Below are 15,006 nucleotides of genomic sequence, written 5' to 3'. Positions count from 1 at the left end.
GATAGATAGGTGTATTGATAAGGGAAAATATGAAGAAATTATTTTTATTTTTTGTTTTGATCTTTTGCTGGGCAACAGTATTTTCAGCTATGCTCGATCTCAATACTGCCAGCCTGGAAGAGTTAAGATCATTACCCATTTCAGAAAAGCAGGCTCAAGATATTCACAATTACCGATTTTACATCGATTATTTCAAAAGTATCTACGATCTTCGAGCCATAGAATCCATTGATCAGAAGACGATGAATAAGCTTAAACCGCTTGTTTCGGTTTCTCATTATCAAAGTGATGACGAAGCAGCAATTCGTAGAGATGAGATCTATTATCTTATCGAAAGACTGGGCAGCAACGAAGGTCTGCAGGAAGGTATAAGTGATGTGTGGGAAGATTATCTGATGACTCCCCGCAACATCAATAAAATGCCTTTCTCCGATATTTTTAATCTTCCCAATACTTCTGCCATCGATGTGGCTGCCATCCTGAAACGAAGAGCCAACGGCGACACGCTTTCCAATTATCGAGATCTGCGTTTTTCTCCGGGAATTTCCTATTACGGAGCGCGTAATATTCGCTACTATGTGTATTACGAAGAACCGCCGATCCAGAATCGTGTATTCGTCGATTATCAGTTCAAGTATAACGACATGCCTTACGCAGATGAACTGAAAGAGATGTATCAGGAGTCGATGATCAGATTCGATAGCGCAACTCCAACCCAGAAGAATCAATCTTACTGGGGATTTTTCAACTTGGAAAATAATCGCAGTTCGGTGATGAATAAACTTCGAATTCGCTACATGAACGAATGGAAAGCCGGGATTTTGACCAATTCACCCAAAGGTAATGAAAATTTCTTTCTAGATGATAATCAAACTCTGGGTGACGATGCGAAATATTATGTAGGATATGAAAAAGAAATAAATTGGATGGGAAGAAACTTCCTGAAGATCTATGCCGGAAACTTTCGAGCTACATTTGGCGAAGGTCTGGTTATGGAAAATACCGATACATTCAGTCCACGTCAAACCGGTTATGGTTTCAATAAACGCATTATTGGAGTTATCGGTGATCTTTCCAGAACGCAGCAATATTCGTTGCGTGGTGCTGCCATCGACTGGAAAAGAAACAATATGAACGCTGTTCTGTTTCTTTCTAACGATAAAAAAGATGCCATAATTTACGACAGTAACAACAATGGAATTCTGGATAAAGATGATTATGCTTTATCTTATATTATCAGAACAAATAACTTCAGCAATGATGAATTGGAAGACGCTGAAACATATTTTAATGATTATGTGGGAAATTTGAATGAAGTGACCATTGCACCCAGAAAAGATGCAGTGGAAGAAAACCTGATCGGTGGTCATCTGGAATATTCACCATTTATCGGAACTCATATTGGTGTAACCGGTTATGAAGCTACTTATAATCGAGATTTTGTAGTTCCCGATTCATTGGAGGAGTTGCAGGATATTCTTATTTACGATGATGAAACAGCTTCTGAAAAGTGGAAAATAACCGATGCAGAGATCACAAATTTGTATTCTACTAAAACTGATAAATACGATAGAAATTATCGTCGTGTACTGGGCTTTGACTGGAGAACTACTCTGAACAATACTTCTATTCAGGGTGAATATGCCGAAATGGAAAAAAACGGTGAACTGTTTAAGATCGGTGATGATCCCAAAGCAATAATTTTAAGTTCGTATACTCAATTTGAAAATCTTTATTTCCTCACTATGTTCCGTCATTACGATCTGGAATTCGACAATCCCTATCAGCGCAGTTTCAGCGAAAGCCAGAGATATGATGATACGGTTTTTGAAAAATTGACTTATGGCCTGCGAAATACGCTACTTACAGATATGTACATAAATTCTGTTCAACCTTCTGCAGAACGGGGATTCTACTTTGAAACCCGCTATCAGTTCCACCGTATGTTCACCATTACAAAAGCTTATTTAGATGTTTGGGAACGGCTTTCCGATGCCCGTCAGGGAATTCGTTTTCAGGGCACTCTGGAATTTAAGCCAATTCATCAGATGCGTTTCAGAGTTCGTCATAAAGTTCAAATAAAACGAGATGACGAAATTCAGGATCGCGGCAAATCGCAGGCAAATGAAACAGAACTTTTTCTGCGAACCTACCTTTCCAATTTTGATCAAATTCAAATCGGTATCATTTATGCAAAAGTCTTGCAGCCGCCGTATCTTTCGATCCTTTCGGATCCGGCATTTGCAAGTGCGCCCGATATGGCTCAGGCAATAACGAATTCTGACGGCGAAATGATCTATGTGGATTATCGGCATAATTTTAATGACAACCTGAAAATTCAGGGATCTTTTGCCTTTTGGAAAGCTTATGGAGCTTCTTTCTGGGATTTTGAAGATGTAGAGCTGGATTTTGATCAATCCGATCGCGGTTTCAAATATTGGTTCACCTTTCACAGCCGAATTTCCAACAACCTTTTCCTTTCCTTTAAATATAAATACAAGCAATTCATGACCAGAGCTTTGGAATTCAGATTATATAACGAAATTCCACCTGACGGTGAATGGTATTTTGACCGAGTTGAAAATAAAATTCATACAATTAGACTTCAGTTAGACTGGAAGTTTTAAAATTAATATGGGAAAATAAATATTTTTAGATATAATATTTCGGAGGATAGATGAAAAAAATAGGATGGTTATTAATAATATTACTTTTAAACGGAGTAATTTATTCATATTCAATATTAGATGCACAGGATGGCAACGAGCTAGAAGTTTATAATGGACGTTCAGCTGCTTTGGGAAATACCGGTGTAGCTTTGGGAATGCGTTTATTCGATTCATTTCTAAATCCTGCCAATCAGATGAACCTGAAATCCAACCTCGGTTTTCAGTACGGAATGAATCTGTATCAGGTAAATGAAAAAAGATCCCTTCCGATGTATAACTCTTTTGATGCCTACAGCGGAGAAGCAACTTATGTGGATAATTTGAATTATTACAACTATCATTCGGCAGGAATTTTTTATAATCATAAATTGGCAGATTTCACTTTTGGAGCAGCTGTTTTATATAATCCTGCCATAAGCTTCGATGCCGATTATTTTGAAGAAGTTCGGAATAATTTCAATTCTGATAATAATGGTTATCCCCCGATCCTGGCAAAGAATTACATTGAAAGCGAAGGAGTAGTAAATTCGATCAGTGGAAATCTGGCTTTTAAATACAAAGATATGTTTTCTCTGGGATTGATGATCTCCAGCTTGAGTGGTGATGCAAAATGGGAACGCGAGATCATCTGGCAGGATGCTGCTATAGATTTGATGTCAACTTCCGCTGATACTCTCTTCAATTCTTACAATATCGTTGAGCGTGATTTCAGCGCGATGCAGTTCACACTGGGAGCAAATTACCGGTTTAATGACAGATTTGATATTGGTATAAGTTATCAGCCGGAAACCGAATTTGACGTAACTGGCAATGTGGATGGAATAGATGTGGATGACGCAGTTTACATGTATTATTCCAAACTGGATTCATTGGAAATGGTCGTTCACACTGATTCGATTATGTATTCCGAATATAAAACTCCTTCCAAAATGAGAGCAGGAATTTCATATCAACCTCAAAATATCATGAAAACCTATTTCTATGTGGAATTGGAACAGGTTGGCTGGTCTGGAATTAATAAACTTTATGATGATCAATTCAATTATTATCTGGGCGTAGAACATGTTCTGCCAAATTCCATTCCTATTAGGTTAGGTTTCAGTTTCATTACCGAATACGGATTGCATGATCAGAGCGGAATAACTTTTGCAAATAAAATAATGAAACCAACTTTCTCGGCAGGAACCGGATTTAAAATATTAGATAACTTTACAGTAGATCTTGGGTTGCAGTATTCCAACCGTCAGTATGAAGCTCTCGATCTATTTATGGACAGCTATTATGATTATTCTACCTTGTGGGCAAATTATCAATATCTGAATCTGCAGGATCGTGGTTGGGAAAATCCCGATACAGTGAAAGAAACATTTTTGGAGTTAAAAACATCAGTTAGTTTTGATTGGTAATAAATTATGAAAAAAATATTAATAACGATATCTTTTCTGATTTTGATATTCTGTTTAAATGCGGAAGATCTGAAATTGGATGTGATGTTCACAAACGATGTTCATGGCGGCATCGATAGATATCCCGCAACTTTCATGAATCCTCAATTCCCACCAATGCTGGGCGGCGGCGGCGTTGCTGCTACTTACATAAAAAGTGTGCGGCAGAAAAGCGACAAAACCCGAGATAACCTGTTGATAGATGCTGGTGATTTTTTTCAAGGCCATCCGATTGGTACAATGAGCCAGGGTGACTATATCATAGAATATTACAATATGATCAGTTATGATCTGATGGTGATCGGAAATCATGAATATGATATTGGTGAAGAAGCCTTGCTGAAAACTTTGCAGAAAGCTGAATTCCCGATACTTTCCTGCAATATAGTAAGAAAGGGAACCGATCAACTCGTTGATTATGTAGAACCTTATATTATCCTAAAAAAAATGGGCGTTAAAATTGGAGTAATCGGTGTTACAACAACCGATACCGAACAGATGAGTTTTCCTGAACACATAAAAAATGTTGAGTTTTTATCAGCAAAAGAACAAGTAGAAAAATATGTGAAGATTCTGCGTGAAAAAGAAAAGGTAGATCTGGTTTTTGTGGTTGGTCATATGGGATTGCCCTACGAGCCGCAACCGGTTTATGAGAAGCGTTATAATTCGGGAGAAGAGCGTGATGAAGAACGCCGCTGGGGTTATGATGCACAGGAAATAGCGCACGAAGTGGAAGGAATCGATGTTTTGTTCGGTGGCCATATGCACAAAGGTTTCAATGAACCCTGGGAAGATCCTGTAACTCATACCTTAGTATTTCAAGGTTATGCCTATGGAAGTAATGTTGGTCATGTAACTTTGAATATAGATTCTGAAACAAAAACACTTTCCGGCTATGAATTACCTTCAATCCGCAACGGTGCATTAGTAACTTTATTTGAAGATGAGTTTATTCCCGATCCAGCAATTGCAGACACGATTGCAGCTATGCAGGCTATCGCCGAAGAAGGAATGGATGAAGTTATCGGTGAAGCAGCTGTTTATCTTTCACGCAGCGGAAATGGACCCCAGAACGTAATTGGAAACCTGGTCTGCGAAGCAATGCTGGATTATACCGAAGCAGATTTTGCCTTTCTTAATTTAGGTGGAATACGTGCAGATATCAAGGAAGGTCCGATAACATATCGAGATGTTTTCAATGTGATGCCATTTGACAATCAGGTAGTGATGATGGAAGTGGAAGGTCAGTTCCTGAAAGATATCATTGAAATGCGAGTTTCCGGCAGCAGACATGGTTTGCGAGTAGCAGGTGTGAAGGTGGTAGTGAACAGAAGCAGAGAAAACTATGATAGAGTTTCTGAATTGATAATAGGCGGAGAACCCTGGCAGGCTGATACAATTTATAAAGTAGCAACTACTGATTTTTTACTGCAGGGAAATGCCGGTTTGGTGATGTTGACCAAAGTACCAGAAGAAAAAATCACACGCTACGAACAGGATCTGCGTGATGCTATAGTAGAATTCATTAAGAAAGAGAGCCCGGTTTCAACTCAGATCGATGATCGCTGGGTTCGAGATGATAAGAGTGAAAAAACACAAAATACAATCATACAAATGAGGAAAAAAGATAAAATATTTAAATAAAAATTGACGCATATTAATATAATACTAAATTTGACGTTGTTATTAAGCGAATAAAGAATCTTAAAAGTGCGGAATTGTCCGTTCATCAATTTGAAAACGGATTTCGCAATCTCAAATTTTGCTTAGGGAGATATAATAAATTGAACGAAATTGGAAGATTAGACAGCGATGATAAAAGAAAACTTTTATCGGAAATAGACGAGATATTTAAACTATTAGATAAAAATAAAATTCGAGCAGCTGAAAAACGAATAATGGTGATTTCTAAAACACCGAATTATTTTGTTAGAGAGTTTTTGGGAAAGCGTCTTTATAAATATGAAGGTAAAGAAAAGATGTTGAAAATTGCTAACAAAATGTTAAAACACAAGATTTATGGTGTTCGTGCTACTGCACTTTTCTTATTATACAATCATTATTATGAAGATGAAAATAAACTTTTGGAAATTATAGAAGAAGCATTTGATTCTGTACCATGGGAAGTAGAAACCGTGATAAACGATCTTTGGAAACGTTTTCCGGAAATGATGAAAAAGAAGATGACAGATTGGATCAATTCGGAACATTATCAAAAACGAGCTCTTTCATTTCATGGCTTGGAACATATTGCCAATTCCGACCCAACCTTTATCATGGATTTTGTGGGCAAAGCTATCGATGATGACACTATGGAAGTTCAGAAGAAGATAACTCATGTTCTGTCTACTGTTGCAAAGATCAGTCCGATAATTGTTTTTCCCTATATCAGAGAATGGCTGGCAGAAGCTGAAGAATCAAGAATTAAAACTATCTGGGTGTCGATGAAAAAACTGGCGAATATCGTTGTTCAAAAAAATCGTCACGGTCATCGGGAAGACTTCGTTATTCTTACAGAACAGACTATTCAGGATTGGTGTAAAGACGAGAATGAAAAAGTTTCGGAGATGGGAGAGAGACTTTACAGAATCATCGACCGTTAACAAATTTACAGGATAAATTATGAGAAAAAATCTGGTAATTAAGATCCTGGTTATACTGATAGCAGTTCTGCTATGGCTGCAGCAAGTTCTCCAAAAAGTTCACGAAATCGATATTCAAGTTCCCATTATTTTGCAAAATCTTAGTGCCGATTTTACTTTGGAGCAAGTTGAGTTACCCGAGATAACTGTTTCTATTCGTGCCAAAGGCTATGAAATAATAACTGCTAAACTTTCAGCTTTCAGTTTTCAGATAAATGCTTCGAAATATAAATACGGAAGGAATCTGATAAAACTTAATGAGAAAGATTTGACCTATCCAAAAAGAATTAATCTGGAAGTTTTGGATATAGATTATGATGATGATCTTTATATCAATTTGGATAAACTGGCAGAAAAACATAAATTGATTCAGATTGATTTTGCTTCTTCCGACGATGAAGAATTTTTTATTGAGAATAAGATATCAAATGAAAGGCAGAGAGTTTTGGTAAGTGGACCACTTGAAATCTTGAATGAGATCGAATATGTAAAAACAGAACCAATAGATAGGAAAATGATAGCTGATGGCAAAGTTACAGCAAATCTGATAATTCCCAATCCCGAAGTTCAGTTAGAGAAGGATAAAGTTGTCTATAATGTAACTCAAACGAAAATTGTAAACAAAACCATTTCTCTAATTCCAATTAAATTTCCTGAAACGGAAAATATAACGATTATACCACAAAAAGTTTCTGCTATGGTAAGCGGACCTGAAGAGATCGTTGAAGAATTGAAAAATTATTCAATTGAAGCTAATCTTGATCTAAACAGCATTCATAGAGGTTTCACAGGAGTTAAGTTCGACCTTCCTTCTGGAGTTAAATTGGTAGAATACACACCACAAAGGATTCAAGTTATACTCAATGAAGAAGATTCTGGCCTTTGAGACTTCTTGCGATGATACATCTGTAGCAGTCATAGATTCCGATTATCACGTCCATTCCAATGTAATTTCTTCTCAAACTACTCACGAAGATTTTGGTGGTGTTGTTCCTGAATTAGCTTCTCGTTTACATCTGAAAAATGTGATGAGAATAACTGAACTGGCATTGCAGAAGGCTAATATTACTTTTGATGAAATAGACGCGGTTGCAGTCTCCATAAATCCTGGATTGATCGGAGCTCTGCTGGTTGGTGTTTCATTTGCCAAAAGTTTGGCTTACAGCTTGAATAAACCTTTGCTTGCTGTAAATCATATGCTGGGTCATGTTTTTGCCAATAAAATAGAAAATCCAAATTTGCAACCTCCATATCTTGCTTTGGTTGTCTCGGGAGGTCACACAGAATTGGTAGATTTTACAACTGAAGAAGAATTTACGATTGTAGGAAGAACGCGTGATGATGCTGCTGGAGAAGCTTTCGACAAGGTTGCTAAATTGCTTGGTCTTGGTTATCCTGGTGGTCCTATCATCGATAGAATTGCTAAAGATGGAGATCCGAAATTTGCTGATTTTCCCAGAGCAATGCAACAGAAAGATAATTTTGATTTCAGCTTCAGCGGTTTTAAAACTGCGGTTAGAAATTATCTGGAGAATCACGACAAACCATTTATTACCAGGCATTTACCAGATATTACAGCATCAGTGCAGCAAGCTATTATTGATAGCCTGGTAAGTAAAACGATAAATTATGCTAAGAAAAACAAAAAGAAAAATATCATTGTTGCCGGTGGAGTTTCTGCTAACAGCTTACTTCGTAGCGAAATGTTTAAAGAAGCTCATAAGATTGAAGTGAATATTTATTTTCCTGCTATGCAGTATTGTATGGATAATGCAGCGATGATCGGTGCTGCAGCTATACCCAAATTAGAAAGCAATGATTTTGCCGATCTTAGTTTAAACGCTTTTTCCACAAAGGGATTACGAATTATTTAATCGAAAGAATTCCTGGCTGCTCTGCCTTGGGGACAGGCCAATTTAAGAATTTTCTTTATTTGGATTTTTTGCAATAATATCTTCCAGAATTAATACAGCATCTTTTATAAATTCACTGCAAGTTTCATGTGCCAATTTCTTTTGGACCGCTGTTGATCTATCTTCCAATCTCAGGTCTCGGCAAAGCAGTGAGTGATGTTTAGCTTTAAACTTTTCAAAAAAGATGTTACTGAGCTCATTTGTTTTTTCTTTAGATGCAAGATCGTCAGGTTGTGTCCTGCCAAATTTCAAACCCAAAACCATTAACGCCCCTGATACAGCTCCACAAGTTTCACCGCTTCCAGCCATTCCTCCACCAAAAGCTGATGCAATCTTATGAGTGATTTCGGTGGATAATCCAAGTTCCTCTGCAAAAACTGAAAATACAGCTTGAGAACAGGAAAACCCATCATCATGTAGTTTGACAGCTAAAGATGCTTTACTCATTACTTACCTCAAAATAATCTGGACAAATCTCTAAAATTATTGATAATAAAATCAGGCTGAATTTTCCAATGTTTCCGATTTCTCTCATTCTCAAAATCAACTCCTATTGTGCAAATTTTAATTTCTCTAAGTTTTTTATCTGCATTTATAGCCGTGTAAATATCGGTTTCATTATCACCAATATAAACAACTTTTCCCGATGTTACACTCATTTCATCTAAACAATTCAAAATTCCCTCTGGATGAGGTTTCTGATGATCAAGTTCAACTTCTTCATAACCGATTATTGCTTGGAAATATCTGTCTAACTGTAATTCTATCAATAATTTCTTTATATTATCTTTTGAATTTTGAGAAACTATGCCATGTTTTATGCTTTGTGAAGTTTCTAAGACATCTATTAAACCATCAAATATATTTACTGGTGTATCATCTTCCAATTGATATTTACTCCAAAGTTTACCGGCTTTCACAGTTTCAATTTCGGATAAACCAAAATGATTCATGTATAATTCATACCAGTTTTTGCTCTTCGAGAGTGCCAGCAAATATTGATTTAGATTAAGATTTGAAAATTTCATCGAATTCTCAAATTCTGATAATATCCTTTTCGTCACGTTATGATTTTTTTGAGTGGAGTCTACTAAAGTTCCATCGAAATCCCACAAAATTGCTTGTAAATTGTTCATTTTTTTCATGATTCGAAATCTTGAATCATATAAAATAACGTCAATGATTTCGCAAAATATGTTCATTATTGGCACATTTGAACTTGACCGAAATAATAGATAAAATTTTGTGCAACAAGTGCTGGGATAGCTCAGTTGGTAGAGCAACTGATTCGTAATCAGTAGGTCGGAGGTTCGAATCCTCTTTCCAGCACCATTATTTTATCTGCATTTAGGAGCTGATTTTTGCATTAAAAATTGACATTTTTTGATATAAACTATTTTATCGAATTAGATTTAGGAAAAGTTAAAAATTGTTGATTGATAAGTGATCCAGATTCATGTGTTTAAATCTCAGAACTCCTCGCTGCTCTGCCTTGGGGATAGTCAAATTTAAGAATTTTCTTTATTTGGGCCAAAAATTATTTCTGATTTCCAACTTCCGCTATTTTCCAAACTTATATGCATTATCTATGCCAAATCGCAATTTCATAATAACAATAGCTTGACACAATCCTATCTTTTAATAAAAATTAAATTAGAATTTATGAGAGAGAAGATGTGCTTTTCAGGTGGATATGAATAAAATAGAAACGAAGAATCTAGTTAAAATTTATGGCAAAAGAAAGGTTGTAAACAATATAAGCATAAACATACATCAAGGTGAAGTTGTGGGCATTCTTGGTCCTAACGGTGCTGGTAAATCCACAACTTTTTATATGATCTTAGGTCTGATAAAAGCCAACGAAGGCCACGTATTCTTCGATGATAAAGATATCACCAAACTTCCAATGTACAAGCGTGCAGAACTGGGGATAGGATATTTAGCACAGGAACCTTCTATCTTTCATAAACTTACGGTTGAACAGAATATTATGGCGATCCTGGAAACTTTGAAGATCAATAAAACTGAACGTAAACGAAGATTAGAAGAACATTTGGAAGAACTTAGCTTAACCAAACTTGCCAAACAAAAAGCCTACACACTTTCCGGAGGTGAAAGACGCAAACTGGAAATTACTCGTTCTTTAGTCACATCACCTTCTTTTTTGTTGATGGATGAACCATTCGCAGGTGTTGATCCTTTAGCGGTTGCAGATATTCAAGATATTATTGGAAAATTGAAAGAAAAAAATATTGGAGTCCTTATCACGGATCACAATGTTCAGGAAACTTTGAAGATAACAGATAGAGCTTACATCGTGTTCAATGGTGAAATTCTATTTTCCGGAACTTCCCGGGAATTGGTGAATAATGAAAGAGCACGCGAAGTTTATCTGGGCGAAAGATTTATCAATCCATTTCATTATGAATAAATTTTGGTTGGGAAATTATCATGAGTAAGCTTCGACAGACATTATATCAAAAACAAACCCAAAGTCTATTGCTAAAGCCTAAGATGCTGCAGTCACTCGAAATGCTGGCTATGCCTTTAATGCAGCTGGAAACGCATCTTAAACAGGAAATGATCACGAATCCGATGCTGGAGCTTTTGGATAGAAAACCAGAAGAAGACGAAGAAAACCAACAGGAAGAAAAAGAAGAGAAACAGGAAAAGGAACTCGATGATCTCTCCGACGACCCTGAATTGCAGAAAACTTTGGAAGAGACAAAAGAATTAAGCGAAATTCTGGATAACTTCAACGAATATTATTACGAATCTTCAGGTGGTGGTAAAGTAGCTTCTTCAGAAGGTGCAGATTTTGATCAAATGCTGAAAACGGTGGAAGATAAAAGATCAACCTTCCTGGAACAACTGGAAAAACTTGATTTGAGTCAATCTGAATACGATTTTGCCTATGAATTGGTAGAAAGTTCCAATGCCCACGGTTATTTACCCAAGGGCTTCATACTGGAAAGCTTGGGTGATGAATATGGTATCGATTATGAAAGATCGAATGAAATTCATCAGATGATCCTTCATCTATCACCATCGGGAATAACAGCAAGAAATATTCAGGAATGTTTATTAGCTCAGCTGGAAGATTCGGAAGAAAATCATCAGATCGTAAAACTGATAGAAGATCATTTCGAAGATCTTATTCACAAAAGACACAAAAAAATTGCTTCGATATTCGGTGTGAATATAAAAGTGATTTATAGTTGGAAAGATGTGATCGCGAAACTTGATCCCAAGCCCGGGCTCAGAATTCAAAACAACAATGATAAATATGTAACACCGGATATAATTTTAAAGAAGATCGGAAATGAATATGAGATCATAATCAATGATTTCTACTTTCCCAAAATACGCATGAGCAGGCGCTATAAAAGCATTCTTGCCGGTGTAAAAAAAGATAAGCAGGCTGTAGAGTATGTTCGGAATAAAATAAATTCAGCAAAATTTCTGATAAAATCTGTTTACCTTCGAAGTAGAACTTTGGAAAGAGTTATGCGGTCTATAATTAACAACCAACCGGGCTTTTTCTTCGAAGAAACTGGAGTGTTAAATCCACTAACTTATTCGGTAATAGCGGAAGAGCTTCAGGTAAATGAATCGACAATTTCCCGCGTTGTAAGAGAAAAATATGCAGATACTCCTTTTGGAATTATGTGTTTAAAAGATTTCTTTACAAGTAAAGCAGGAAAGGATGATAAATACAATTCTGTTTCGCGCCACAGTGTGGAAATTCAGATAAAAAAAATGATCGATGCGGAAGATCCACACAACCCTCTCAGCGATCAGGATATAGCCGACAGATTAAAAGAAGATGGCATAAATGTTTCCCGCAGAGTTGTGGCAAAATACCGCAAATCCAAAGGCATTTTGAATAGCCATCTACGTCGAAAAGAATAGAAGTGTCTGTCTACAAAATAGCTAATTTCAGGAGATAAAACGAGAATGAAAAAAGTTGCAATTATCGGTGGTGGTCCCGGTGGTTATGTTACAGCTATCAGACTGCAGCAATACGGAATTGATACAATGGTTTTCGAAAAAGAAAGATTGGGTGGCGTTTGCCTGAATTGGGGCTGTATTCCCACAAAATCTTATGTAAAAGTCGCAGAACTTTTTGCTGAGATAAAGGAAGCAGAGAATTTTGGTCTTTCCGTGAAATCGGCAAAAGTAGAATACGATAAAATTTGGGAACGCAAAAATAAAGTCGTTGAACAGCTTGTTTCTGGTGTGGAATTCATGTTCCAGAAAAGAAAAATTCCCAATCTGAAAGAAGTTGTAACGAAAATAATTAAGACAGATGAAAAATATAAAATCATCACCGATCAAAACCAGTACGAAGCAGATTTCATAGTTCTTGCTACCGGTTCGAAACCAAAAGAGCTGCCTTTTCTCAAATTCGATGGCGAAAAAATTCTGTCATCAAAAGATCTGCTTTCTCTGCAGGAATTACCGAAAAAATTAGTCGTTGTTGGTGGTGGAGTTGTAGGTTGCGAATTTGCCTCTATTTACAATAAATTCGGCGTGGAAGTTGAGATTGTAGAATTCCTGCCAAATCTGGTTTCTATGGAGGATATAGAGATTTCCAAACGGCTGGCGATGGCATTAAAAAGATCCGGAATAAAAGTTCATTTGAAGACAGCAGTAGAAGATTACGAAAAAGATGGTGAAAAGATAATTCTTAAGCTTTCTAACGGCAAAGAAATAGAAACTGAAAAAGTTTTAGTCAGCGTTGGCAGAGCTCCAGTTTGCGATTTAAAATTTGAAAATTGTAGTTTGGATCAGGAAAATGGTTTCATCTACATCGACAATTACTTCCATACAAACCTAAAAAACGTTTTTGCGATCGGTGATGTTACAGGCAAATTGATGCTGGCTCACACTGCCAGCAAGCAGGGTTTGATCGTTGCTGATCTTTTGCATAATGAAATTAATTCTGCCAATGAAGAGATTCTGGATTTGGATTATAACAAGATTCCAGCCTGTACTTTTACCAATCCGGAAATTGGTTCGGTTGGTTTTACTGAAGATGAGGCAAAAGAAAAATATGAAGAAATTTTAGTTGGAAAATTTCCCTTCACCGCCAACGGCAAAGCTTTGGGATCGGGAAGCACTTTTGGCTTTGTAAAAACCATTGCAGACAAAAAAAACCATCAACTGGTTGGAATGCACATCATCGGACCGCAAGCAACCGAATTGATCGCACAGGGAGGAATTTTGATCGGTTCAAATGCTACTATCGCGGATGTGAAGAAAATAGTTTTTGCTCATCCCACTCTGTCTGAAGCAGTTATGGAATCCATCGAAGATCTGGAAAAATTAGCTATTCACAAAATGTAAGAAAAAATTAGAATGAGTCAATTGAAAATTTGAGAAAATTTGTGATAAAGAAAATTTGCAGAATATGTAAATATAGTTAGAATAATTATATGAGTGAATTAAGAAAACCTGCCTGGCTGAAATCGCAAAAATTGGGAGCCAGAAAAGCGCAGGAAATTATACATAATTTAAGAAAATATAAGTTACACACAGTTTGTGAAAGTGCTAAATGCCCGAATCAGGGAGAATGTTTCGAAAGAGGAACAGCTACTTTCATGATTCTGGGAGAAGTTTGTACCAGAAATTGTACTTTCTGTGCTGTAGAAAAAGCTATATCAAAGCTGTTGCCACCAGATGAAAAGGAACCACATTCCATTGCCTTATTGTGCAAAGAATTAAACTTGAAACATGTTGTTATCACTACTGTTACACGAGATGATCTTCCAGATGGCGGAGCAAATCATTTTATTAAAACAATGCAGGAAATAAGAAAAAACTGTGAAAATAATGTAACAATTGAGCTGTTAACATCGGATTTTAATGGTGATCTGGATCAGGTGGAAGCTGTTGCCAAAGCTGGTCCGGATGTGTTTAATCATAATGTCGAAACGATTCCCCGATTATATTCTGCTGTTCGTACAATGGCAGATTTTGCCAGGTCTTTGTCTGTACTGAAAAAAGTAAAAGACATCGATCCTGAAATGCTGACTAAAAGCGGATTTATGGTAGGTCTGGGAGAATCGAAAGAAGAAATCGTATCTCTGTTGAAACAATTGCGGGAAATCGATGTAGATCTCGTCACAATTGGCCAATACATGGCTCCTTCCAGAAAGCATTATCCTGTGCAGGAATATGTTCACCCCGATATATTCAAATATTATCAGGACGAAGGAGAAAAAATGGGTTTTGCTATTGTGGAATCTGCACCGTTGGTTCGCAGTTCGTTTCAGGCAGACAAAGCGAGAAATCTAATCAAAAGATCTGTTGAATAAGATCAAAAAATTAAGTA

Annotated in this window: 12 protein-coding genes and 1 tRNA gene; 11 read left to right on the top strand and 2 right to left on the bottom strand. The window is 36.7% G+C overall.

Annotation, left to right across the window (positions count from 1 at the left end; translation table 11 throughout):
• Positions 1–29 precede the first annotated feature (29 nt).
• From K9N40_00360 to tsaD, 6 genes are all read left to right on the top strand, one after another.
• The gene (locus K9N40_00360) at positions 30–2,627 is read left to right on the top strand and encodes a helix-hairpin-helix domain-containing protein (protein ID MCF7812913.1); all 2,598 of its coding nucleotides are present in this window, start codon (positions 30–32) and stop codon (positions 2,625–2,627) included.
• 50 nt (positions 2,628–2,677) lie between these two features.
• Positions 2,678–4,075, top strand: coding sequence for an outer membrane protein transport protein (locus K9N40_00355; protein ID MCF7812912.1), 1,398 nt, complete (start codon positions 2,678–2,680; stop codon positions 4,073–4,075).
• A 6-nt stretch (positions 4,076–4,081) separates the two neighbouring features.
• Positions 4,082–5,758 carry a bifunctional metallophosphatase/5'-nucleotidase gene (locus tag K9N40_00350; GenBank protein ID MCF7812911.1) on the top strand — a complete coding sequence of 559 codons (1,677 nt, stop codon included), beginning with the start codon at positions 4,082–4,084 and terminating at the stop codon, positions 5,756–5,758.
• Positions 5,759–5,898: 140 nt separating this feature from the next.
• Entirely contained in the window at positions 5,899–6,717 is an 819-nt protein-coding gene (locus K9N40_00345; protein MCF7812910.1) for a DNA alkylation repair protein, read from the top strand.
• Positions 6,718–6,736: 19 nt separating this feature from the next.
• Positions 6,737–7,642, top strand: a complete 906-nt coding sequence (locus K9N40_00340) for a hypothetical protein (protein MCF7812909.1) — start codon at positions 6,737–6,739, stop codon at positions 7,640–7,642.
• On the top strand, positions 7,620–8,630 hold the full coding sequence (gene tsaD, locus K9N40_00335; protein MCF7812908.1) for a tRNA (adenosine(37)-N6)-threonylcarbamoyltransferase complex transferase subunit TsaD: 1,011 nt from the start codon (positions 7,620–7,622) through the stop codon (positions 8,628–8,630). Before K9N40_00340 ends, tsaD begins: the two co-directional genes overlap by 23 nt.
• Positions 8,631–8,672: 42 nt before the next feature.
• Here the strand turns inward: tsaD and K9N40_00330 are convergent, their stop codons facing one another.
• Both K9N40_00330 and K9N40_00325 read right to left on the bottom strand, forming a co-directional pair.
• The gene (locus K9N40_00330; protein MCF7812907.1) at positions 8,673–9,116 is read right to left on the bottom strand and encodes a C-GCAxxG-C-C family protein; all 444 of its coding nucleotides are present in this window, start codon (positions 9,114–9,116) and stop codon (positions 8,673–8,675) included.
• An 8-nt stretch (positions 9,117–9,124) separates the two neighbouring features.
• Positions 9,125–9,814, bottom strand: a complete 690-nt coding sequence (locus K9N40_00325) for an HAD family hydrolase (protein ID MCF7812906.1) — start codon at positions 9,812–9,814, stop codon at positions 9,125–9,127.
• 111 nt (positions 9,815–9,925) lie between these two features.
• Here K9N40_00325 and K9N40_00320 point away from each other — a divergent pair.
• The 5 genes from K9N40_00320 to lipA all read left to right on the top strand — a co-directional run bounded on the left by K9N40_00320 (position 9,926) and on the right by lipA (position 14,989).
• Positions 9,926–10,001: transfer RNA gene (locus tag K9N40_00320), tRNA-Thr, on the top strand.
• Positions 10,002–10,362: 361 nt separating this feature from the next.
• On the top strand, positions 10,363–11,100 hold the full coding sequence (gene lptB / locus K9N40_00315; protein ID MCF7812905.1) for an LPS export ABC transporter ATP-binding protein: 738 nt from the start codon (positions 10,363–10,365) through the stop codon (positions 11,098–11,100).
• Positions 11,101–11,120: 20 nt separating this feature from the next.
• Complete coding sequence (rpoN, locus tag K9N40_00310) at positions 11,121–12,581, top strand: RNA polymerase factor sigma-54 (GenBank protein MCF7812904.1); 1,461 nt, start codon at positions 11,121–11,123, stop codon at positions 12,579–12,581.
• 45 nt (positions 12,582–12,626) lie between these two features.
• Positions 12,627–14,018, top strand: coding sequence for a dihydrolipoyl dehydrogenase (lpdA, locus tag K9N40_00305; protein MCF7812903.1), 1,392 nt, complete (start codon positions 12,627–12,629; stop codon positions 14,016–14,018).
• 89 nt (positions 14,019–14,107) lie between these two features.
• The gene (lipA, locus tag K9N40_00300; protein ID MCF7812902.1) at positions 14,108–14,989 is read left to right on the top strand and encodes a lipoyl synthase; all 882 of its coding nucleotides are present in this window, start codon (positions 14,108–14,110) and stop codon (positions 14,987–14,989) included.
• Positions 14,990–15,006: the final 17 nt, after the last annotated feature.

The sequence above is a fragment of the Candidatus Cloacimonadota bacterium genome, assembly GCA_021734245.1.
Lineage (GTDB): Bacteria > Cloacimonadota > Cloacimonadia > Cloacimonadales > TCS61 > B137-G9.
Note: the sequence above shows the minus strand (reverse complement) of the source record. Positions and strands in the feature narration are given on the sequence as shown.